A 21,760-nucleotide genomic window follows, 5' to 3' on the forward strand; every position below is an offset into this window, starting at 1 on the left:
CTAGATAGGTTCTTTCTGTTGGATATGAAATTTATTCTTTATCATTATCAGTTCTTGTATAAAAGTAATCATTTGGATCTATCGGTTTAAAGTTTTTAGGAGTATAGAATCTTAAAAGATCACCATTTACTACTTTATCGGAAAGAGAAAGGGTGGTAGTGACCTTATCTAGAAGCCTTTTTGCCTCAATGGTTTGCTCATCCTGTATTACCTTTCCCGTTTTTGAATTGTAAAATTTTTCATCAATTGATGATATGGTTGGACTTACAAAGTCACCGTTTCTAAATGGTACAAGTTCATTATGGTCTTCAGATAAAAGGTCTGTCCCAAATTGAATATATTTTTTCGTATCAATACCCAGAAGATGTAATAGTGTTGGCAACAGGTCAATTTGTCCACCATACTCTTCAATCGTTCCACCTTTTTGGCCGGGTACACGAATGAATAAAGGAACACGCTGTAGTGCAGCTGATTCAAAGGGAGTTACTTCTTTTCCAATCACTTTCTCCATTGCTGTATTATGATTCTCTGAAATTCCGTAATGGTCTCCATACATGATGATAATAGAGTTATCATATAAACCAGTTTTCTTTAAGTAATCAAAAAAGTTATTTAAAGCCTCATCTGCGTAACGTGCTGTTTGAAAATAGTTGTCTACAGATTTATCTTCTGTAGTAGCAGGCTCTATAGAAGTTTCCTCTTGATTCATCGTATAAGGATAATGATTGGAAACAGTGATAAACTTAGCATAAAATGGCTGTTTCAGAGAATTAAGTAAAGGAACGGACTTTTGAAAAAATGGCTTGTCCATAATACCATAACCGGTCATTTGTTCAGGGTCTACATCATCATAATAGCTTTCATCAAAAAAATTAGTATAACCTAAAGACTTATACATTTCGTTTCTGTTCCAAAAGCTACCTGCGTTACCATGGAAAACGGCAGAAGTATAGCCTTGTTGTCCTAAAATACCAGGTGCAGCTTGGTAAGAATTACCACTTTTAGTTGTAAAGGCAGAACCCCTAGACAAGCCGTAGAGTGAATTTTCTATCATAAATTCTGCATCAGAGGTTTTTCCTTGTGCTGTTTGATGGAAGAAGTTATTAAAATATAAAGTATTTTCATCTTGTGTTAGTGAGTTTAAAAACGGAGTAACCTCTTCGCCGTTTAAACTATAGTTTATAACAAAATTTTGAATGGACTCTAAGTGGAAATATATAACGTTCATTCCTTTACCAATACCAAAGTATTCTGGGTTAGGCTTAGCATAATTTGCTTGAGTAAAGTTAACAACTTCTGTTATTTCGTCACTTGAAGCTAATACCCTTTGTGCGGAAGCTCTTGTACTTTGTATACCATCATAAATAGTGTAGTTATATAAACCTAAATACTTTACAATATAATTTCTATCAAATCCTCTTGTTAATAATTGTGGCCTATCTGTCTCCGCTAAAATCAAATTACCTATAGACAAGAGTAAACCAATAGCAAACAAACCCAGTTTCTGCTTTCTTTTTAAGTTTCTATTGTCGATTTTAATAAATTTTACTGCAAATAATATTAGTAACATAATAAAATCAAAAAAGAATAGAAAATCATACGGTTTTAATAATGAAAAAAGGCTACTACTTACATCACCAAAGTTTTGAGTTTGGGTTAAAGTTGGCAGGGTAATGAAATCATTAAAAAAACGATAGTATAGAACATTTGCATACAATAAGAATGATAGAAAGAAATATAAGCCAAATAGTAGATAGTATTTTTTTCGTCCTTTAAATAGCAATGCTATGCCTAAAAATAATAAAGAAGAACCAAGCGGGTTTAAAAATAATAAAAACTGCTGTAAGAGGTTTTCAATCCCTAATTTAAATTGTGTTATTTGTACAAAGTAGGTCTTTAACCATATTAAAAATACCATAAAAAGATAAATAACCATGATATTATTTAATTTTTTAAATTTATTAAGGTAGCTAGTTTCCATATTTACACCTCTTTTATGTCTATTGTATCTCACTTGACGATTAACTTAATATGTCTAAGTGAACATGTATTATTATAATACATTTTGTTTTATATTGAATAGCAAAAACACAGAAGTATCTGGTAACTAAATAATAAAATGGAAAAATATTACTTCTTAATTTCGTCACAATTACATTTATTTTTATATGTTACCATTATAAAGATAGTGAAAATATCAGATTTAAATGAATGATTGCACATATATATTTATTTAAATATGGTTAGGTGTGCATGTAGTGATTAAGTGTGAGGGGGGATAAGACTTTATTAATCAAATTTTTTAAAGAAAGGATACAGATGATGAAAACAAAAAAGATTGTTTATTTTACAGCTATATTAAGTCTTGTTCTTTTAACAGGGTGTGAGCCTCTAATGGTTTTGGATCCAAAAGGCCCACAAGGAAGAATAACTGCCGATATTATTAAGATATCTATATGGACAATGGCTATCGTAGTAGTTTCTGTATTAGCTTTATATTCTTATATGGTATGGAAATACAGGGCTTCCAAACAAAAAGAGGATTACGAACCGCCTCATATTGAAGGTAGCATAAAATTAGAAATAATTTGGACAGCTATACCTATTCTAATTGTTGCTTTTTTATCCTTCATAACAATCAAATCTACCTATGAAGTGGAAGATATACCAAAGGGATATAGTCAAGAACCACTTGTTATTTATGCGTCGTCATCCAATTGGAAGTGGCACTTTAGTTACCCAGAAGAGGATATAGAGACAGTTAACTACCTCTTTATTCCTACAGACCGACCAATACAGTTTAAGTTATATTCTTACGGACCTATCTCTAGCTTTTGGATCCCGCAATTAGGTGGCCAGAAATATGCAATGGCTGATATGCTGAACACCTTAAATCTAGCTGCAGATGTACCAGGTGAATATCCAGGTCGTAATGCAAATTTCACTGGAGAAGGATTTGCTCAGCAAACTTTTAATGTTCAGGCAATGCCGGAGGATGAATATAAGGAGTGGGTAACAGAAGTAAAAAGTACAGCAGAAAAACTAACAGAGGAAAAATTTAATGAATTGTTAAAACCTGGTCATTTGGGTCAGTCAACTTATAATGGAACTCATTTGGGCTTTTCTCCACCGCCTCATGATATGAAAGCGAATACGGAAGATGAAGAAAAAGGGAATTCCGCAGATTCAAATGAGACAGGTAATATGTCAGATACGAACATGGATGGTATGAACCATTAATAATAAATCTTTTTCCTGAAAGGAGTACTACCGTATGGATTTTTTCGATAGATTTGCTGTTCCAAATCCAGGGCCAACAATCTATGCTTCTATGGTTGCAATAGCCCTTACCGTTATAGGGACATTAGTGTTTATAACGTATACAAAAAAGTGGGGGTATTTATGGCGAGAGTGGTTAACAACTGTAGATCATAAAAAAATAGGTATTTTATATTTAATCTCAGCATTATTAATGCTTTTCCGTGGTGGAGCCGATGCCATTATGATGAGGGCGCAAACAGCGGTTCCAGATAATAATTTATTAAATGCTCAGGAATATAATGAAATCTTTACTACACATGGTGTAGTTATGATTATATTTATGGCGATGGCATTTATCATGGCTCTTATGAACTTTGTAGTACCGCTGCAAATCGGTGCGAGAGACGTCGCCTTTCCAAGGCTAAACGCAGTTAGTTTTTGGTTATATTTCTTTGGAGCCATGTTATTCAATATTTCTTTCGTAGTTGGAGGTTCACCAGATTCTGGTTGGTCTTCTTACTTCCCATTAGCCGGAACTGAGTTTAGTAAATCTGTAGGTACGAATTATTACATGACTGCACTACAAATTTCTGGAATAGGTACATTAATAACAGGTATTAACTTTGTTACTACTATCTTAAAAATGAGAGCTCCAGGTATGACTCTTATGAAAATGCCGATGTTTACTTGGTCAGCACTGATTACAAACTTAATCATTGTATTTGCCTTTCCTATTTTAACCATTGCATTAATCATGGGAACAATGGATCGACTGTTTGGTACGAACTTCTTTACAACCACTGATGGTGGGATGGATATGCTTTGGGCTAACCTATTTTGGGTGTGGGGGCATCCAGAAGTATACATCCTCATATTGCCGGCTTTCGGTATATACAGTGAAATTATTCCAACCTTCGCTAAGAGAAATTTATATGGATATAAATCAATGGTAATATCGATCGTTGCAATTTCTGTACTTTCCTTCTTAGTATGGGTTCACCATTTCTTTACTATGGGACAAGGTGCATTAGTAAATAGTATCTTCTCTGTTACTACAATGGCTATTGCGGTACCAACGGGTATTAAGATTTTCAACTGGCTGTTTACCTTAAGGAAGGGTAAAATACAGTTTACGGTTCCGATGCTATATTCTCTAGGATTCATCCCTATTTTCACAATAGGTGGAGTGACTGGAGTAATGCTTGGAATGGCAAGTGCTGACTACCAATACCATAATACAATGTTTCTAGTAGCTCACTTTCACTTAGTAATTATTCCTGGGGTTGTTTTTGCAATGCTTGCTGGGTTGACTTATTGGTGGCCAAAGATGTTTGGATACATGCTAAGCGAAAGAATTGGAAAATGGGCATTCTGGTTTATTTCTATAAGCGTCTGTGTCACTTTCTTCCCAATGTTCATTTCAGGATTAGATGGTCAGGCACGAAGAATGTATACCTATTCTGAGTCAACAGGTTTTGGTATATGGAATATGATCTCCTTTATAGGAGCTTTAGGACTATTAGTTGGGTTTGTCCTAATAGTTTACAATATTCTTTACAGCTTCAAGAATGCACCAAGAAATATTTCTTCCGACCCTTGGGATGCAAGATCTTTAGAATGGGCAACTAAATCACCTGTCCCAGAGTACAATTTTGCTATAACTCCTACAGTTGATTCAACAGAAGCATTTTGGGATTCAAAGAAAAAGGGTTATAAGTTATTTAAAGGGAAAGTAGATAAAATTCATATGCCAAATAACAGTGGCATGCCTTTTGTTCTAGGTTTTATCTTCTTTGTTTGGGGATTTGCCTTTGTATTTGCACTTTGGATTTTATTAATTATAGCAACAGTAGCTATCTTTATTTGTTTAGCATTTAGATCAAACGAAAAAGATAACGGAAGATATATTCCTAAGGAAACAGTAGAGAAAATAGAAAATTCGTTAGGAGGTCCGAAATAATGAAAATAGATCATACTTTGCCTCTTGAATATAGTACAGAACAAAATCGGTTAAATATACTTGGTTTTTGGATATTTCTAGGAGCTGAAATTGCGTTGTTTGGAACACTTTTTGCCTCCTACTTTACTCTCGTTGATCGGACAGGATCTGGACCAACAGGTGCTGAAATATTCGAGATATTACCAGTGATTATTGAAACGATACTGTTATTGGCAAGCAGTTTTACCATTGGCCTTGGTATAAATGCTATGAGATTAAGAAAGCAGAAAGCAATGGTCACTTTTTTCGCTCTTACGTTATTACTCGGCTTAGCATTCTTGGGAGTCGAAATTTATGATTTTGTTGTTTATATACATGAAGGTGCTACTCTGCAAACTAGCGGATTTACTGCCATTCTCTTCACTCTTTTAGGAACTCATGGAGCTCACGTAGCATTTGGAATTCTTTGGGGAACAATGATTATTTTGCAGGTAATAAGAGATGGGATAAATGAAAGAACTGCCAATAAAGCTTTTATATTCTCACTATATTGGCATTTTATCGATGTAGTTTGGATCTTCCTTTATAGTTTTGTGTTCTTGAAAGGAATGATGTAGAATGGGTGAATTATTTCCAAAGAAACATGTGATTGGGTTTGTGTCTTCCTTAATATTAACCGCAATTGCACTAACTGTTTATTTCTTGGATATGTCATTTGCTGTTGGATCTACTATATTACTAGTTACTGCCTTTATTCAGGCAATTGTACAATTAGTAATCTTCATGCATGCAGGTGAATCAAAAGATAAAAATGTAATATACATTAATATTTATTACGGAGTTTTTATCGCCTTGGTAACTGTTTTTGGAACACTTTTAACTTTAATTTGGGGATATTATTAATAAAGATAAAATAATTTATGTATTGTATTCTAAGCTGGGCATGGTTTAATATGTCCAGTTTTCTTTTTTATTTGGTAAGTTATGCAGCCGTTGGTCATATTCAAAGTTTTTTTATTGTTACCTGTTTTGGCATAAATTTGCTTGGTTGTTTGCGGAAATTTATGCTTTCTAATAGTAGGTGGGTAAAGGGTTATCCTACTAACATTAGAGATTATAGCAAAGTTAATTAAGAAAATTTAAAAGAGACATTATCGAATAGGTAAGGTTTAAGTGGAGCGTCTACACTTATCTGGACAGAAAAATTAAGGTCACGTACACTTGATCTAAAACAGATGAGGAGAACCCACTATGACAAAACGAGAACGCCGTACTTTCACGCCCGAGTTTAAAAAGCAAATGGTGCAGCTATACCAGAATGGAAAAACGAAACGAGCCTTTATTGATGAATATGATCTGACTCCGTCATCTCTTGACCGGTGGATCAACCAGGATGAAACCTCCGGTTCTTTTAAAGAAAAAGACAATCGTTCTTCTGAACAACAGGAGCTTTTAGAACTCCGCAAGGAACTAAAACAGCTAAGAATGGAGAACGACATTTTAAAGCAAGCCGCGCTGATAATGGGACGAAAGTAAATGTCATTAAGCAAAATAAAGACAAATACTCGGTATCAGCAATGTGCAGCGTCCTACAAATCTCACGTAGTACGTATTATTTATTATGAGGCCAAAGAACGTCAGTCAGAAGACGACGTAACAGGCACTGTTATAGAAATTTTTAAACAAAATCGCAACACCTATGGCACGCGTAAGATTAAAGTCGAGCTTTACAAGCGTGGATTTACAGTTTCTAGAAGACGAATTGGCCGTATCATGGAGGAGCAAGGGCTAGTTTCCTCCTATACAGTAGCACAGTTCAAGCCACAGAAAACTCCCTGTAATGAGTCGGCTCAGGCAAACGAATTGAAACGTAAGTTTCAGCAGACAGAAGTAAAAAAAGTAGTGGTCAGTGATTTAACATACGTTAAAGTCAAAAATAAATGGCATTACGTATGTATCTTTGTCGATCTTTTTAATCGAGAAATCATTGGTTTCAGTACAGGAACCAACAAAGATGCGAGCCTTGTCGCACGAGCTTTTTCTTCTATTCAAGGTGATCTGCGGGATATCCAGCTGTTCCACACCGACCGTGGTAGCGAGTTTAAAAACCAGCTCATCGACCAAACGTTAGCGGCCTTCCAGATTGGTCGCTCTTTAAGCATGAAAGGCTGTCCATATGATAACGCTGTAGCGGAAGCTACATTTAAAATCATTAAAACAGAGTTTATTAGCCAAATGAAATTTGATAGTTTAGAATATTTAACGCTAGAATTCAGTGACTATGTTAACTGTTATAACAAGCTTCGAATCCATGGAACACTAGGTTATGTAAGCCCCATTGACTACAAACAATCGTCCCTTAAAAAAGCTGTTTGATTTAATGTTGACAATCCAAAGAATGTTTTAGTACCTATAAAATTAGGAAAAAAGGACAAAGTAAAATCTTCATATTATAATTCCAAGATATCTCAGTCGAAAGCACTTAACTCCTAAAATTAGCGATCAGCAGTTATAACAAGATATAAACCATTACTTAATTTTACTGTATCCCCTCTAACAGCTAGGGCTACTTCCCTTACTAACGATTGCTGTTCTTTCTCTTCTTTTGCCTGAATGAAAAGTGCATTTCCAGAGTTAATTGTTTCATTTGTATGACTACTGCTTCCAATAACGGCAAAAATTTTAATGTCTTCCACAATTATTTCTCCTTTTTTGTAAATATTTATGATTCTTTTGGACTGTTTCAAGAACAGGGGTGCGAAGAATAGAAGAAATCATATTATCAATATTATGAATTATAGGTACGATTACAAAAGCAATTCTCCCGTTAGAATAATCTTTTCTGGTAAAATGGTACCTTTTTAAGCCAAGAGTTCTGGTGATTTCAAATAAAATAGCTTGTCTTTGGCCAAAATTATCAAGGAAGATTCTATAGTGTTCTTGTTTAGGGCTTAAAATAACAGCTATCCCCTCTTGAAGTATCATCTCTTGCCCACGAATACTACCTATACGATTAGAAATAAACATATCATCTGCATAAAGCTCGTTATTTTTTATAATTATCTTTGCTTGGTTTACTACTGCAAAATCAGATATAGTTTTCCCTTTTGAGAAACGGACTAAGATTAAAAAGATTAAAATTCCCCCTAATATTCCCAAGCTTATACGGATGAACACTGGCATTGTTTCGAGTGACTCAGCTATGACACTTATTGTTAATGCAACAAATAAAGCTATATAATTTCTCGCCTCGTAGGTCTTCGAAATACCATCGATATAAGCACTTCCGCGTTTTGTGTATTCGGTTTCTTCTAAGGATTTTAGGCTGTCTTGTTCTAACTTTCTAACACCCTGAAATTGAGTTATTGCCAAAGCTAAAAAAGTAGCAGCTGTAACGTTATTTGTCATTATTGCAGGGATGAAAGTTGCCCCTAATGTTGATGCAACAAAACCAAGTGCAATTTGGCTAAGAACCCCATTTGGATAGGTGGGATATTGTCTATAGTCCTCTCTTAAAATAAGTACCCTAGCAAGTGTACCACCAATTATTCCTATAATAATTAAAATTAAATGTGGGGTAGATAGAATTTGTGCTCTCATTTTTTCCCCCTCCTCATATCTACTTTTCAAAAATATTATCTCCGCAAATGAATAATGTATTCAGGTTTATAATAATAAAATGAACTTTGTATGGTTGGAGAAAATTTCAAAAAATATCATTCATATTAAAGTTTAGTTTAGATAAAAATAGATTTGGGAGGTGAAAAAATATGTTTAATAAAAATAAGTTTTTAGGTGTAATAAATAATATGGGAAATCCAGATGATATAAGTCTGTTAAATAATTTAGGAATTAAAGAATCAAACGAACCATTCATTGAAATAAATAATCCATTTGAGTTGAAAGAACCAGTTGAAATTAGAGAACCACAGTAATATAAAGCAATGAATACACTGAGAAAAAACTCTGATTAAAATATTGAACAGAGTTTTTTCTCATAAAATTAGGATAAGTTAAATTTATATTGGATTTTTATTGATTATTATTTTATTTTCTAACCACTTAGGATAAATGAAACGAGTATTCACTTAATAAAGCCTATTATATTTTAAAGAAATTGTTTCAATATCTCATATTTAAGGAAATACTACACTGAATAACGAACCAGCCAATGGAGGTAATTAGTTTGGAGAATAAAAAGCAGAAAGATTCAATTCATAAAGGAGAAAACCATGAAAATAATCACCATCACGGAGGAATCTTTGGAGGTAATACAGAACTTATTTTTTCATTACTATGTGGTGCCTTATTAGGAATTGGTTATCTGATAAGTATAACGAAAGATAATGTCAGTTTAATATCCATTACTTTGTATGTTATAGCGTATTTTTTTGGCGGATTTTTTACGCTTAAAGAAGCTATTTCATCTATAAAAAAAGGAAAATTTGAAATAGACTTTCTAATGATCTTGGCAGCAATTGGGGCAGCTTTTCTAGGTGAGTGGGCTGAAGGTGCATTGTTACTGTTTTTGTTTAGTGCAGGACATGCACTAGAACATTTTGCGATGAATAGAGCGCGTAATTCAATATCTGCCCTTGCTGATATTGCCCCTAGAACAGCTATTGTCAGAATTGGAAAAGATCAAAAAGAAGTGCCTATCGAGGATTTGACAATCGGAGATATCGTAATTGTAAAGCCTAATAGCAAAATATCAGCTGATGGAGTGGTCGTGAAAGGTAAGAGTAGTGTTAATCAAGCTCCAATAACGGGTGAGAGCATGCCTGTTGATAAAATTCCTATAAGTAATCCAGATAATATATCGGAGAAAAATCTACCTTCTGAAAGTAGAGTGTTTTCTGGAACCATTAATGGTACTGATACTTTAGAAGTTAAGGTATTAAAAGAGGCTAACGATTCGACTTTAAGTCGTTTAATAAAATTAGTGAAAGAAACGGAATCACAGAAATCGCCTACTCAATTATTTACTGATCGTTTTGAGAAGTATTTTGTCCCAGCTATACTTATATTGGTGTTTTTACTTCTTTTTGCTTTTCTTGTTTTAGATGAAACATTTAGTGAAAGCTTTTATCGGGCAATGGCAGTTTTGGTTGCAGCAAGCCCTTGCGCATTAGCTATTTCTACGCCAAGTGCTGTATTAAGTGGAGTAGCAAGAGCTGCTCGTGGAGGTGTATTAATAAAAGGTGGGTTACCTCTTGAAAATTTAGGAGAATTAAAAGCAATAGCCTTTGATAAAACAGGAACATTGACGGAGGGTAAACCAAAACTAAATAAAATCGTAACTGTTAATAATGTTAGTGAGGAAGAGTTATTATTAACTACTATTGCGGTAGAGAAATTAAGTGATCATCCACTAGCAGCCGCCATAGTAAAAGGTGGAGTAGAGAAACTCGGAAATAGACCAATAGAAGAAGCAGATAGTTTAAAAGCCGTTACGGGAAGAGGTGTTACGGCACAGTTAAATAATGAAACCATTTATATTGGAAACAGAAGTTTATTTGAGGAGCACCTCTCCATTAGTTTACCCGATGATTTATCAAACAGTTTAAATGAATTGGAGTCAAATGGAAATACTGCGATGATAGTAAAAAAAGAAGAAATGTTTCTGGGTATTATTGGACTGATGGATACTCCAAAAGAAGAGGCTGAATCTGTTATTAAAAGTTTGCGGAAGTACGGAATAAAACGAATGATAATGATTACAGGTGATAATCAACGAGTAGCGGATAGTATTGCGAAATTAATCGGAATTAAAGAGGCTTGGGGAGGACTACTACCTGAAGATAAGGTTAAAGCAATAAATGATCTTAAAGAAACTGAAAAGAAGGTTGCTATGGTAGGGGATGGTGTTAATGATGCTCCTGCTATGGCAAAAAGTTCTGTTGGTATTGCAATGGGTGCTGCAGGGTCAGATGTTGCGTTAGAAACAGCAGATATCGCCTTGATGGCAGATAATTTAAATGATTTACCTTTCGCAATAAATCTAAGTAGGAAAAGTAAATCCATAATAAAGCAAAATTTATGGATAAGTTTAGGCGTTACTGCTTTCCTGATACCTGCAACTTTATTTGGTTTTACTGGAATTGGGTTAGCTGTTTTAATACATGAGGGATCCACAATACTTGTTGTTTTTAATGCATTAAGACTTTTAGCTTTAAAAAAATAATTTTCTGTATACCACAAATAATATTTAAATACGGGAAGGTAAAGTAGTTTAGATTAATGTGTAATATATCCCATTAGAATTATAGTAAACAGTTGCTTTTTTTAGTAAATAAAAAAGGGGAATTATATATTTATGCTATAATAGAGAAATTAGAACTAAATAAGGGGATTACATAATGGGATCTTTACATGAAAAAAATGAGGGGAAGACAAAACAATATATAAATCAACTGGATGAGGAAACATTATTTATAGTGTCTCAAACGTTTAAGGCTCTTTCTGAACCAACACGGATAAAAATATTGCATTTGTTAGCAGAAAGACCGCACTCTGTAAATGAAATAGCAGAAAGGTTGGAGATGTTACAATCAACTGTTTCTCATCAATTAAGTTTTCTGAAAAATTTGAGGCTTGTTAAATATAAAAGAGAAGGAACTACTATGATTTATTCGTGTGATGATGCGCATGTAATGGGTGTATTAGAACAAATGATTGATCATGCACAACACCATTAATAAGAAGATTATTTAGAAAGAATATGGGGTAAAAGGATGGTGGAGTGTATACCATCCTTTTTTATTCTTAAAAGTTGATAACCATTGACACTTGTTTTGGATAGTATATAATACATATATGGTTATATGAATATTTGGTCATATATAAGTTTTTGAACGCTTGTAGAAAGGGGAAAGAGTATTTATGGAAGAAGTCAGACAACAGTTAAAAAAGGAATTTTTATTAGAGGGTCTTGACTGTGCTAACTGTGCAATGAAAATTGAAAGAGGAGTTTCGTCTATAAATGGTGTAAAGGATTGTAATGTGAATTTTGCTACACAGACAATATCCTTGCGATACGAAAGTAACGAAGAAGAAAGTATATTATTAAATACAAAGAAAACAATTAATCGTTTAGAGCCACATGTTAAGTTAGTTGAAAAACAAAGTGGGAGAAGGAATACTAAACTCATAAGCCATGGTCATGCTCATAGCCATAATCATGACCATTCCCACAATGATGCAAATGACCATAATCATGGCCATTCCCATTCCCATGAGCATGGAAGTAATGATATCAAAAAAATGATTAGTCGTTTATTCTTAGGTGGACTAATTTTTGGTTTAGGGATTTTTGCGCCAATAACAGGAATGACCGAATTGATGGTGTTCTTACTTGCTTATGTTATAGTTGGTGGCGATATTGTATTAAGAGCAATAAAAAATATAACAAGAGGGCAAGTCTTCGATGAGCATTTCCTTATGGCTATTGCTACAATCGGTGCTTTTGCTATTCAGGAGTATCCAGAAGGTGTAGCCGTAATGCTATTTTATCAGGTCGGTGAGCTATTCCAATCAATTGCAGTTAATCGTTCTAGAAAATCAATCAGCAGTTTAATGGATATTCGACCAGACTTTGCCAATCTTCAAGTTGGATTAGATGTCAAAAAAGTATCACCCGAAGATGTTGAAATTGGCGATATTATTGTAATTAAACCTGGAGAAAAGGTTCCATTAGATGGTGTTATATTAGAAGGAACTTCGAGCGTTGACACATCTGCATTAACAGGGGAATCAGTGCCACGTGATGTAACTGTGGGAAGTGATATATTAAGTGGTTTTATTAACAAAAATGGTCTTCTGACGGTAGAAGTAAAAAAAGAATTTGGAGAATCAACTGTTTCTAAAATTTTAGAATTAGTACAAAATGCTAGCAATAGAAAAGCTAAAACGGAGAACTTTATCACTAAATTCGCTCGTTACTATACACCAGTTGTTGTAATTATTGCATTACTGTTAGCTATTGTTCCACCCTTACTTTTTAGTGGAGCTACCTTCTCAGACTGGGTATATAGAGCCCTTATCTTTTTAGTTATTTCCTGTCCTTGTGCTTTAGTTGTTTCTATTCCTTTAGGCTTTTTCGGTGGAATTGGAGCAGCCTCTAAAAAAGGAATATTAGTAAAAGGTAGTAACTATTTGGAAGCACTTAATGATGTTAAGTATGTCGTATTTGATAAAACAGGAACCCTTACAAAAGGTGTATTTGAAGTAGACTCGGTTTATCCTGTTAATGGATACTCAGAGGAAGAAATAATTAAGTTTGCTGCTTACGCTGAAACACACTCCAATCATCCAATTGCTGACTCAATTAGAAAGGCCTTTGGAGATAAGATAAAGGAAGAATTAATTCAAGACTATAATGAAATAGCTGGTCATGGTATTTCTGTAGTAGTGGACGGAAAAGAAATACTAGCTGGAAACGATAAACTTATGCAAAAAGAAAAGGTTGATTTTTACAGGAATAACGAAATTGGTACGATTGTTTATGTTGCATACGATAAACAATTCGTAGGTTCCATTGCAATTTCAGACCAAATAAAAGCGGACTCCTATAGCGCGATACAAACACTAAAAAGAATAGGCATCAAGAAGACCGTTATGTTAACAGGGGATTCTAAAGTGGTTGGGAAAAGGGTAGGAGAACTGCTTGAAATAGATGAGGTTCATGCAGAGTTACTTCCTCAAAATAAAGTAGAAGAAATAGAGAAATTAGATGCTTCTAAGAATGCTAAAGACAAAATTTTGTTTGTTGGAGACGGTATTAATGATACTCCAGTATTAGCTAGAGCAGATGTAGGAATGGCTATGGGGGGGTTAGGTTCAGATGCAGCAATTGAAGCGGCTGATATTGTTATTATGACAGATGAACCTTCTAAAATAGCCACGGCAATCTCACTTGCTAAGCGGACTAGACGTATTGTATGGCAAAACATTATTTTCGCATTAGGAGTAAAGGCAATCTTTCTATTGTTAGGGGCTTTTGGTATTGCAACAATGTGGGAAGCCGTATTTTCTGATGTAGGAGTTACACTTATCGCAGTATTGAATGCTATGAGAATACTAAAAGTAACAAATGACGATCCTTTTTCTTAATCCTAATAATTAGCTAAAACAGCATCATTATTTAGTAACTAAGCTGATAATGATGCTGTTTTTTGCAATTTACTTTTATGGATATATACTGATGTTGAATTTCACCTGTAAAATTAATTAGGAGAAGTCGATATGCAAAATATTGTTATTGTACTTGTGGGCTTAGTATTAATTACCTTAATAATCATTTTTATTTCAAAAAGTATTAGAACTATGATTCCTTCTTTAATTGCCTTTTATTTCTTAATCTTAATAAGCTTGTTTACTTATAATAGCAAGCAAGTGGAGTCTTTTTTACAAAAGGAAGTTGACATTACAAGCAGTGAAAAGAAGGAGGGAATAGAGAAAAAACCAGCACAGGAAATAAACAAAGAATGGAATGAAAAGGATGAAAATAGAGGAAAAGTCAAAAAAAACATAATTCTTGATGCACCTATAATTAAACAATTTCCTGAACTACCAAGAGGATGTGAAGTAACTAGTTTAGCAATGTTTTTCCAATATTACGATATTAAGGTTAATAAAATGGACTTAGCTAAAAAAGTAAAAAAGGATAAAACTCCATTAACTAAGAGAAATGGAAAGATATTCTGGGGAAATCCAAATGATGGATTTATAGGTGATATGTATTCTTTTAATAATCCTGGGTATGGTGTATATCATAAACCTATTCTGGATTTAGCTGAAGAATATCTTCCAGGGAAAATAGTAAATTTGACCGGAAGTAATTTAGAGGACTTAAAAAGATATCTCTCTAATAATAGACCTATCTGGATTATAACAAATGCAAGCTATGATTATTTGCCGTCATCTTCATTTGAAAAATGGAATACTCCATCAGGCGAAATTAATATCACTTATAGATTACACTCTGTTTTAATAACAGGTTATGATGAAGCTAATATCTATTTCAATGATCCAATTGATGGTAAGAAAAATAAACAGGTACCTATACAACCATTTATAAAGGCTTGGGAACAAATGGGGAGTCAGGCAATTTCATTAAACTTATAATTGAAACATATACCTCAACAAGTATTAGTATAAATTAATACTTATTCACTAAATTGTCACAATTATAATAATTAGAATCATGTTATCATTATAACGATGTTGTTAATATAATGACTAGAGAAAAAGAGGGGAAAAAATGAAAAAGGGTTTGTATATATTTTTTATTAGTTTCTTTTTTGTATGGACAAATAATGCATTTGCTCATACTGGGTTGGAAAGTTCATCACCTGGGAATGAGGAGATAGTAAAGGAAGAATTGCAAAAAATCACACTAACATTTGAAACTAAAATTGAACAGGGAAGTACATTTACACTAATAAATTCGGAAAACAAAGTGATACAAGTGCAAAATATTGAAAAAACGGATAACCAACTTATCGGGGAGTTTACTTCTCCATTAGAAAATGATAATTATGATATCCAATGGCAAATTATTGGAGTAGATGGTCATATTATTGAGGGAGAGTTTACTTTTACAGTTGATGCTCCTGTGGGAGAAGAAGAGGATCAGTTGAAAGCCGAAACAGATGAGAAAGCAACAACACAACAAGATGCTAAAGAAGAAGAAACAACTAAAGATGACACGAAAAAGGATACAGAGGAAATAGATCATTCAACTATGTCTCCAGAGGAACATGCTGCATATGAGAAAGCAAATTCCGATCCTTCTACTGTATTAATTCCTGCAATTTTAATATTAGTAGGGATAATAGTAATTATTATAGTTGCAGCATATATAGTAACAAGGAAAAATAAATCGGTATAATGTTTATCATAATCACAGTTACTCAAGCTTTATTATATATTTGCTACTCAATTATTATGGGAAGCTTTCTTTTGAATCTTGTCCCTAATAACTATAAGCCATTAATATATTTGCCTAGAAAAATATTACTAATCTCTCTTGGGGGAATAGTAATATTTTCATTTATTCCGGTATTACCACTTATCTTGCATCTTAATTCACTACTTGGATTTACTGACGCGGTAAATTCAGTTCTGCTTACATTTCAAATCGGAAAGTCTTGGTTATTCACTTTTGTTGTTTCTCTAACATTTGTTCCGTTTCTAGTTTTTTTTAACAACCGGAAAACAATACAAAACATTGTTGGTATTTTATTTACCTTAATCTTAATTAGCGCAGTAGGTTGGTCAAGTCATGCGAGTTCATTGAATCCTGTTAAGGGATTTTTGAGTGATAGTACACATCTGACTGCTGTAAGTGTTTGGGTTGGTATCCTATTTATAATTAGTTGGTTTTCCAAAGATGAGTCAAATTGGTTGCCGTTTTTAAAATGGTTTACACCAGTAGCTATTTCTTGCTTAGTTATTACAGCAATTAGCGGTATTGTTCTAATGACATTTGATATCGACTTTAATAATTACTATAATTCCTGGATGATTCCATATGGTCAATCATTACTAATAAAGCATATTTTAATTATCCCTTTACTGGTGTATGCATTTATTAATGGTTTTTTTATTAAAAGAAGACTTAATAAAGAAGAAAACTTTAATCCTAAACCATGGGCTAGGATTGAAAGTATAATAATTTTATTTGTTTTTACAGCTACATCAGCATTAAGTCAACAATCTCCACCGAAAGAAACAGCCATAACAGAAGAGTCTGTATCACCAATCTTTAAAGTCTTCCATCAAGGGGAAGTTGAGTTAGGAGTAAACTTACAAGTAGGTATTAGCTTAATAAGTATTCTATTTTTATTGTTAACCCTTGTATTTTTAATACTAACAGTTGTATTTTACTTTAAGAAAAAAAGTTCGTATTTGTCACTCGTTTTGGGAATTCTCTCTTTAGTAAGTATTTATTTATCGTTAATGTATATTGTTTCATAAAATAAAGTGTGGTCTGGAGATAGAGACATCTCCAGACTTTTTTAATTGGCTAGTTTTATTTAAGAATTTATTTCTCACATTAAAAAACAGTAATTTATTGACACACATATTAGTAAAAGTTAATATGATGGCATTAGACATATTAGAAACAACTAATACGAGGGGGTAATTATGCAAAATAGCACTTTGGATATGAAGGTCAAACTAATTCATGGTTTTTCGAATAAAACTCGAATTCAGATTCTAGAATGTCTGAAAAATGAGGAGAAAACTGTATCACAAATTGTCGAGCAGATAAAAGGAAATCAATCGAATATTTCTCAACATTTAGCCTGTTTAAAGGGTTGTGGCATTATCGTTGGAAGAAATGAAGGCAAATATTGCTTTTATAGTCTGAGAAACCAATATATTCGTGATTTATTAGATATGTTTGATGTAGTTCTAAATGATGTTCAGAATGACGTTATTTGTTGTGAAAATCATATGGAGTGAGGTGAATAATAGTGCCTGAAAAATGCTGTAGTTCAAACAATGAAAATAAAGATAATAAACTAGTTACCACAACAAATTGTTGTTCTAACGAAACGAAAATTACAGAAGAAAGTTCTGAAGTGATTTTAGTTGAAAGCAACTGTTGCAGTAATTCCAAAGAGACAGACGAAAGTACATGTTGCAGTTCAAGTTCCTCGAAAGAAGAAATGAAAGAAATAAGCTCAAGTTGCTGTTCGACCAATAAAAAGCAACCATCGAATACATCTGAGCTATTTAATGTGATACCGGTGGCAAGTAGCTGCTGTAACAGTACTAAAGAGCCGGAGAAGGACTCATGTTGCAGTAAGGAGTCAGCTGAAAAAGTAAGTGATTGCTGTGCTTCTCAAGTTAGTAAGTCTGAAGAAAAGGCTAGCTCTTGTTGTAGTACTACAATTGAAGTCGAAGAAAATATAATGGAAACTAATGCTGGAGAAAGGCAAGATTTCCTTATTACTGGGATGGATTGCCCTGCTTGTGCCAAGACCATTGAAAAAGGATTAGGATCATTACCAGGTATCGAGACAGTAAAAGTAAACTATAGTACGGCAAAAATGCAAGTACACGCAGCTAATTCTTCTTCATTCATTTCTATTGAAAAGGAAATAAAGAAACTTGGATATTCGGCTGAAGTGCTGCAACAAAACAAAAATTTACGAACTTATGATATCGTGGGAATGGACTGTGGCAGCTGTGCAAAAAGTATTGAAAACCACTTTCAAAAAAACCCTTCCGTTAAAGAAGTAAGTGTTAATTTCTCTACAGGAAAAATGAAAATAGAACATACCAATAGTGTAGACGAAATAATCTCAGAAGTAGGTAAAATTGGGTACAGTGCTAGTTTGAAATTAAATAAGAAATCATCGGTGGAACAACCGAAAAGTAAAAAAGAAAACTGGATTATTATTTCTTCAGGTCTTCTTATAGTCATAGGTTTTTTACTATCTTATATATCTGTTCCGATGATTGTATCCACTATTTTATATGCTGGTGCTATCGTAATTAGTGGGTATAAACCAGTGAAAAGTGCCTTTTATGCCATTAAGAGCCGATCCCTTGATATGAACGTGCTAATGTCTGCGGCCGCAATTGGAGCTGCTTTAATTGGAGAATGGTTGGAAGGTGCCACAGTAGTATGGTTGTTCGCCATCGGAAATTACCTGCAAACAAAGTCCATTGAAAGAACTAGAAATTCTATTCGAAGTTTAATGGATTTATCTCCATCGGAGGCTTGGGTTAAGATTGGAAATGACTTAATCAAAAAGCCAGTTGAGGAGATTTCAGTTGGTACTACTATCGTGGTAAAACCTGGTGACCGAATTGCTTTGGATGGCGATGTTGTTCAAGGTGAATCCAGTGTAAACCAAGCACCTATAACAGGAGAATCTATACCAGTAGATAAAGCTATAGGTGATTCTGTATACGCTGGTACAATAAATGAACATGGTTTATTAGAAATAAAAGTAACGAAGTTGGTAGAAGATACTACTATCTCTAAAATCATTCATTTAGTAGAAGAAGCACAAGAACAAAAAGCACCAACAGAAGCATTTGTGGACAAATTTGCAAGTATCTACACACCTATCGTATTTATAGCTGCTTTGGCAGTTATTGTTATTCCTCCATTGATAGGATTGGGAACATGGGGAGAATGGTTCTATAAAGGGCTTGAGTTATTAGTGGTTGCTTGTCCATGTGCGCTAGTTATCTCCACTCCTGTTGCGATTGTGTCTGCTATCGGCAATGCTGCTAGAAATGGTGTCCTAATAAAAGGTGGAACTTTCTTAGAAGCTGCTGGGGCCATCAATGCAATTGCTTTTGATAAAACGGGTACGCTGACAGAAGGGAAACCAAAAGTATCAGACATTAAAACCTTTAATGGTTCTGAAGAAGAATTGCTATCCATAGCTCTTACTTTGGAAGAATATTCTACTCATCCTATTGCTAAAGCAATTGTAGATCATGTAAGAGAACTAGGGAAGCCAGCTAAAGATGGAGCAGAATACAAAAACATTGTAGGAAAAGGTGTGCAAGCTACCATCACTGGAGAAATATACTATGCAGGAAACCTGAAACTGTTTAAAGAAATGAGTATCCCATTAGGTACGGTTGAAGCGTATGTAAATGAAGTGCAAAATAATGGGAAGACAGTAGTTATCATAGGGACAAAAACCGATATTCTGGGAGTTATTTCGGTTGCTGATACTATACGTGAAAACTCTGCCGTTGCGCTAAAATCACTATTATCTAATGGTATCAAGCAAACGGTTATGTTAACAGGAGATAATGAAGGAACAGCTAAATTGATTGCTTCTAAGGCGAATGTAAATCGATATTTTGCTAATTTACTTCCAGAAGATAAAGTCGATGCGGTAAAGAAATTGCAAGAAGAAGGATACAAAGTAGCAATGGTTGGTGACGGAATAAATGATGCGCCAGCATTGGCAACGGCTGATTTAGGAATCGCAATGGGTGGGGCTGGTACAGATACTGCCATGGAAACAGCAGATATTGTGTTAATGGCAGATAATTTAGAGAAACTGCCACATACCATTAAATTAAGTAAAAAAGCTTTAAGCATTATAAAGCAAAACATTTGGTTCTCTATCCTCATAAAAGTTATTGCTTTAGTATTGATTTTCCCAGGGTGGTTAACACTTTGGATGGCAGTATTAAGTGATACAGGAGCAGCTTTAATCGTTATTTTAAATGCATTACGGTTATTGCGAATAAAAGGTTAAAAAAACCGAGATGTCTAACTAATGACATCTCGGTTTTTATATTATTCTGACGGTATAATTTGGTTATCTATATGGGTGACTTTCACAGATTTTCAGATTAGCAAGTGCTCTTTGAAGGTTATATATTTAAATGACTAACGTGGCAGCATTCCTATATTAACTGAAAATGAGATTTGAAAGAAAAAAGACCTCTTGATAAGATAAATGTGTCCTGAGCCCGCCAGCTAAAAGGGACAAAAAATCTACTCGGAGGCTCATCATTCAAATAAATTTGTGAATAATTACACTTCTTTAGTTTAAGAATTATAGGGCGTAGAGAACAAAAAAACAAGGGACTAGTAAGTCCCTTGCATATTATTAATCATTATATGAATAATGTACAGTGAAAGTTGGATCTAATCTATATTCAAAAGAAACAACATTTTTATTTGTAGCAGGAATAGAAGTAATGTATTCTTGCAGTTCAGCATTATGTTCATCAATACCCTTAGTCAAGTTAGCATCAACTACAGCTCCAGTAGGAAGCACTACTACTAGTTCGACTCTACCTCCACTTGGATCTAACTGTAATCCTGAAAACGGAAGCTGTGTTACAAATTCATAGTGGTTTGGTTGACCAGGAATTTCATAGATATTATGTTCATAATTAACTTCGTAGACAAAATGACCTTCTTTGGATTGTCCAGGTAATTTTGTGAGCTCAGTTCGATTCATGATAGAAACAAGAATGTTTTTATTTGCATCGTCTAATACTTCTCGAAGATTTCCAGCAATTGCTTGTTCTTGTATATCTTCAGTGCTTTCAAGGATATCTGCCTTAAGTGGAATCATTGGCAGCTGGAATACTTCACCTTTTGATTCTGCATCTTTACGAAGAAATTCTAAAACATGTGGTGGAACAGTAGATCCAGAAGGAATATACCAGAATTGACCTTCGGAAATTGGTTCAACTGTTTCAAGAAGAGTTTGAACCTTAACCCGGTCTGATTTACCTCCATTATAACGGGATAATCTTTGAATTGTTGCTGTCATTTCTTGCAAGTAAATAATATTCATTATTTTTGCCTCCAATAGTTTTGTTAGATGGAGGTATTCCCGCATTAAGACCTATTTGATTAATTCTCCTTCCTTACCGAATCAAAAGATAAGTCTATATTCCTTATATATTCATTTCTAATAAGACAAATTACATTGCCTTTCTAGAAATTTTCTTATATAATGTATTGGATTGAAATTAATATGGAACGTAGACAAACCTATTATCTGATATTGCAGTATCAGTTTTGATTGGTTTTATTGGTCTATGCGAAAA

Annotated in this window: 17 protein-coding genes and 1 pseudogene; 14 read left to right on the forward strand and 4 right to left on the reverse strand. The window is 33.9% G+C overall.

The window, feature by feature from the left end:
* Positions 1-31: 31 nt before the first annotated feature.
* A complete protein-coding gene (gene ltaS / locus L8T27_RS28170) occupies positions 32-1,981 on the reverse strand; it encodes a lipoteichoic acid synthase (protein WP_127739819.1) in 1,950 nt (649 codons plus the stop codon).
* A 341-nt stretch (positions 1,982-2,322) separates the two neighbouring features.
* Between ltaS and qoxA the strand changes: the two genes are divergently transcribed.
* The 5 genes and pseudogenes from qoxA (at position 2,323) to L8T27_RS28195 (ending at position 7,576) form a co-directional block, all read left to right on the forward strand.
* Entirely contained in the window at positions 2,323-3,240 is a 918-nt protein-coding gene (gene qoxA / locus L8T27_RS28175; RefSeq protein ID WP_127740026.1) for a cytochrome aa3 quinol oxidase subunit II, read from the forward strand.
* Positions 3,241-3,274: 34 nt separating this feature from the next.
* The gene (gene qoxB, locus L8T27_RS28180; RefSeq protein WP_127739818.1) at positions 3,275-5,221 is read left to right on the forward strand and encodes a cytochrome aa3 quinol oxidase subunit I; all 1,947 of its coding nucleotides are present in this window, start codon (positions 3,275-3,277) and stop codon (positions 5,219-5,221) included.
* Positions 5,221-5,817: a cytochrome aa3 quinol oxidase subunit III gene (gene qoxC, locus L8T27_RS28185; RefSeq protein WP_127739817.1), complete on the forward strand. Its 597-nt coding sequence runs from the start codon at positions 5,221-5,223 to the stop codon at positions 5,815-5,817. Before qoxB ends, qoxC begins: the two co-directional genes overlap by 1 nt.
* A 1-nt stretch (position 5,818) precedes the next feature.
* Positions 5,819-6,103, forward strand: a complete 285-nt coding sequence (qoxD, locus tag L8T27_RS28190) for a cytochrome aa3 quinol oxidase subunit IV (protein WP_127739816.1) — start codon at positions 5,819-5,821, stop codon at positions 6,101-6,103.
* Positions 6,104-6,451: 348 nt separating this feature from the next.
* Positions 6,452-7,576 (forward strand): annotated as a pseudogene (locus L8T27_RS28195) (IS3 family transposase).
* A gap of 119 nt (positions 7,577-7,695) precedes the next feature.
* Here the strand turns inward: L8T27_RS28195 and L8T27_RS28200 are convergent.
* Both L8T27_RS28200 and L8T27_RS28205 read right to left on the reverse strand, forming a co-directional pair.
* Complete coding sequence (locus L8T27_RS28200; RefSeq protein ID WP_182103051.1) at positions 7,696-7,896, reverse strand: capping complex subunit for YIEGIA; 201 nt, start codon at positions 7,894-7,896, stop codon at positions 7,696-7,698.
* On the reverse strand, positions 7,883-8,800 hold the full coding sequence (locus tag L8T27_RS28205; protein ID WP_182103052.1) for a YIEGIA domain-containing protein: 918 nt from the start codon (positions 8,798-8,800) through the stop codon (positions 7,883-7,885). Before L8T27_RS28205 ends, L8T27_RS28200 begins: the two co-directional genes overlap by 14 nt.
* Before the next feature lie 170 nt (positions 8,801-8,970).
* On the opposite strand from L8T27_RS28205, the gene L8T27_RS28210 reads away from it, so the two are divergent.
* The 9 genes from L8T27_RS28210 (at position 8,971) to L8T27_RS28250 (ending at position 20,448) form a co-directional block, all read left to right on the forward strand.
* On the forward strand, positions 8,971-9,135 hold the full coding sequence (locus tag L8T27_RS28210) for a hypothetical protein (RefSeq protein WP_182103053.1): 165 nt from the start codon (positions 8,971-8,973) through the stop codon (positions 9,133-9,135).
* Positions 9,136-9,371: 236 nt separating this feature from the next.
* Positions 9,372-11,384: a heavy metal translocating P-type ATPase gene (locus tag L8T27_RS28215; protein ID WP_182103054.1), complete on the forward strand. Its 2,013-nt coding sequence runs from the start codon at positions 9,372-9,374 to the stop codon at positions 11,382-11,384.
* Between the two features lie 175 nt (positions 11,385-11,559).
* On the forward strand, positions 11,560-11,898 hold the full coding sequence (locus tag L8T27_RS28220; RefSeq protein ID WP_182103055.1) for an ArsR/SmtB family transcription factor: 339 nt from the start codon (positions 11,560-11,562) through the stop codon (positions 11,896-11,898).
* 184 nt (positions 11,899-12,082) lie between these two features.
* Complete coding sequence (locus L8T27_RS28225) at positions 12,083-14,311, forward strand: heavy metal translocating P-type ATPase (protein WP_182103056.1); 2,229 nt, start codon at positions 12,083-12,085, stop codon at positions 14,309-14,311.
* A gap of 132 nt (positions 14,312-14,443) precedes the next feature.
* The gene (locus tag L8T27_RS28230; RefSeq protein WP_237944437.1) at positions 14,444-15,325 is read left to right on the forward strand and encodes a C39 family peptidase; all 882 of its coding nucleotides are present in this window, start codon (positions 14,444-14,446) and stop codon (positions 15,323-15,325) included.
* A 136-nt stretch (positions 15,326-15,461) separates the two neighbouring features.
* Positions 15,462-16,091, forward strand: a complete 630-nt coding sequence (locus tag L8T27_RS28235; protein ID WP_182103057.1) for a copper resistance CopC family protein — start codon at positions 15,462-15,464, stop codon at positions 16,089-16,091.
* Positions 16,092-16,162: 71 nt separating this feature from the next.
* Positions 16,163-17,179, forward strand: coding sequence for a copper resistance D family protein (locus L8T27_RS28240; RefSeq protein ID WP_237944438.1), 1,017 nt, complete (start codon positions 16,163-16,165; stop codon positions 17,177-17,179).
* Positions 17,180-17,350: 171 nt separating this feature from the next.
* Positions 17,351-17,671, forward strand: coding sequence for an ArsR/SmtB family transcription factor (locus L8T27_RS28245; protein ID WP_127739801.1), 321 nt, complete (start codon positions 17,351-17,353; stop codon positions 17,669-17,671).
* A 206-nt stretch (positions 17,672-17,877) separates the two neighbouring features.
* Complete coding sequence (locus L8T27_RS28250) at positions 17,878-20,448, forward strand: heavy metal translocating P-type ATPase (RefSeq protein ID WP_182103068.1); 2,571 nt, start codon at positions 17,878-17,880, stop codon at positions 20,446-20,448.
* A 357-nt stretch (positions 20,449-20,805) separates the two neighbouring features.
* Here L8T27_RS28250 and L8T27_RS28255 read toward each other — a convergent pair whose 3' ends face one another.
* Positions 20,806-21,504, reverse strand: a complete 699-nt coding sequence (locus tag L8T27_RS28255; protein ID WP_182103058.1) for a hypothetical protein — start codon at positions 21,502-21,504, stop codon at positions 20,806-20,808.
* Between the last annotated feature and the right edge of the window lie 256 nt (positions 21,505-21,760).

Origin of the sequence: Niallia sp. Man26, assembly GCF_022049065.2 — a bacterium.
In the GTDB taxonomy this organism is placed as follows: domain Bacteria; phylum Bacillota; class Bacilli; order Bacillales; family Cytobacillaceae; genus Niallia.

Coding starts and splice junctions, on each gene's coding strand:
- ltaS (WP_127739819.1), bottom strand. CDS start 1,981: ATGGAAACTAGCTACCTTAATAAATTTAAAAAATTAAATAATATCATG.
- qoxA (WP_127740026.1), top strand. CDS start 2,323: ATGAAAACAAAAAAGATTGTTTATTTTACAGCTATATTAAGTCTTGTT.
- qoxB (WP_127739818.1), top strand. CDS start 3,275: ATGGATTTTTTCGATAGATTTGCTGTTCCAAATCCAGGGCCAACAATC.
- qoxC (WP_127739817.1), top strand. CDS start 5,221: ATGAAAATAGATCATACTTTGCCTCTTGAATATAGTACAGAACAAAAT.
- qoxD (WP_127739816.1), top strand. CDS start 5,819: ATGGGTGAATTATTTCCAAAGAAACATGTGATTGGGTTTGTGTCTTCC.
- L8T27_RS28205 (WP_182103052.1), bottom strand. CDS start 8,800: ATGAGAGCACAAATTCTATCTACCCCACATTTAATTTTAATTATTATA.
- L8T27_RS28210 (WP_182103053.1), top strand. CDS start 8,971: ATGTTTAATAAAAATAAGTTTTTAGGTGTAATAAATAATATGGGAAAT.
- L8T27_RS28215 (WP_182103054.1), top strand. CDS start 9,372: ATGGAGGTAATTAGTTTGGAGAATAAAAAGCAGAAAGATTCAATTCAT.
- L8T27_RS28220 (WP_182103055.1), top strand. CDS start 11,560: ATGGGATCTTTACATGAAAAAAATGAGGGGAAGACAAAACAATATATA.
- L8T27_RS28225 (WP_182103056.1), top strand. CDS start 12,083: ATGGAAGAAGTCAGACAACAGTTAAAAAAGGAATTTTTATTAGAGGGT.
- L8T27_RS28230 (WP_237944437.1), top strand. CDS start 14,444: ATGCAAAATATTGTTATTGTACTTGTGGGCTTAGTATTAATTACCTTA.
- L8T27_RS28235 (WP_182103057.1), top strand. CDS start 15,462: ATGAAAAAGGGTTTGTATATATTTTTTATTAGTTTCTTTTTTGTATGG.
- L8T27_RS28245 (WP_127739801.1), top strand. CDS start 17,351: ATGCAAAATAGCACTTTGGATATGAAGGTCAAACTAATTCATGGTTTT.
- L8T27_RS28250 (WP_182103068.1), top strand. CDS start 17,878: ATGAAAGAAATAAGCTCAAGTTGCTGTTCGACCAATAAAAAGCAACCA.
- L8T27_RS28255 (WP_182103058.1), bottom strand. CDS start 21,504: ATGAATATTATTTACTTGCAAGAAATGACAGCAACAATTCAAAGATTA.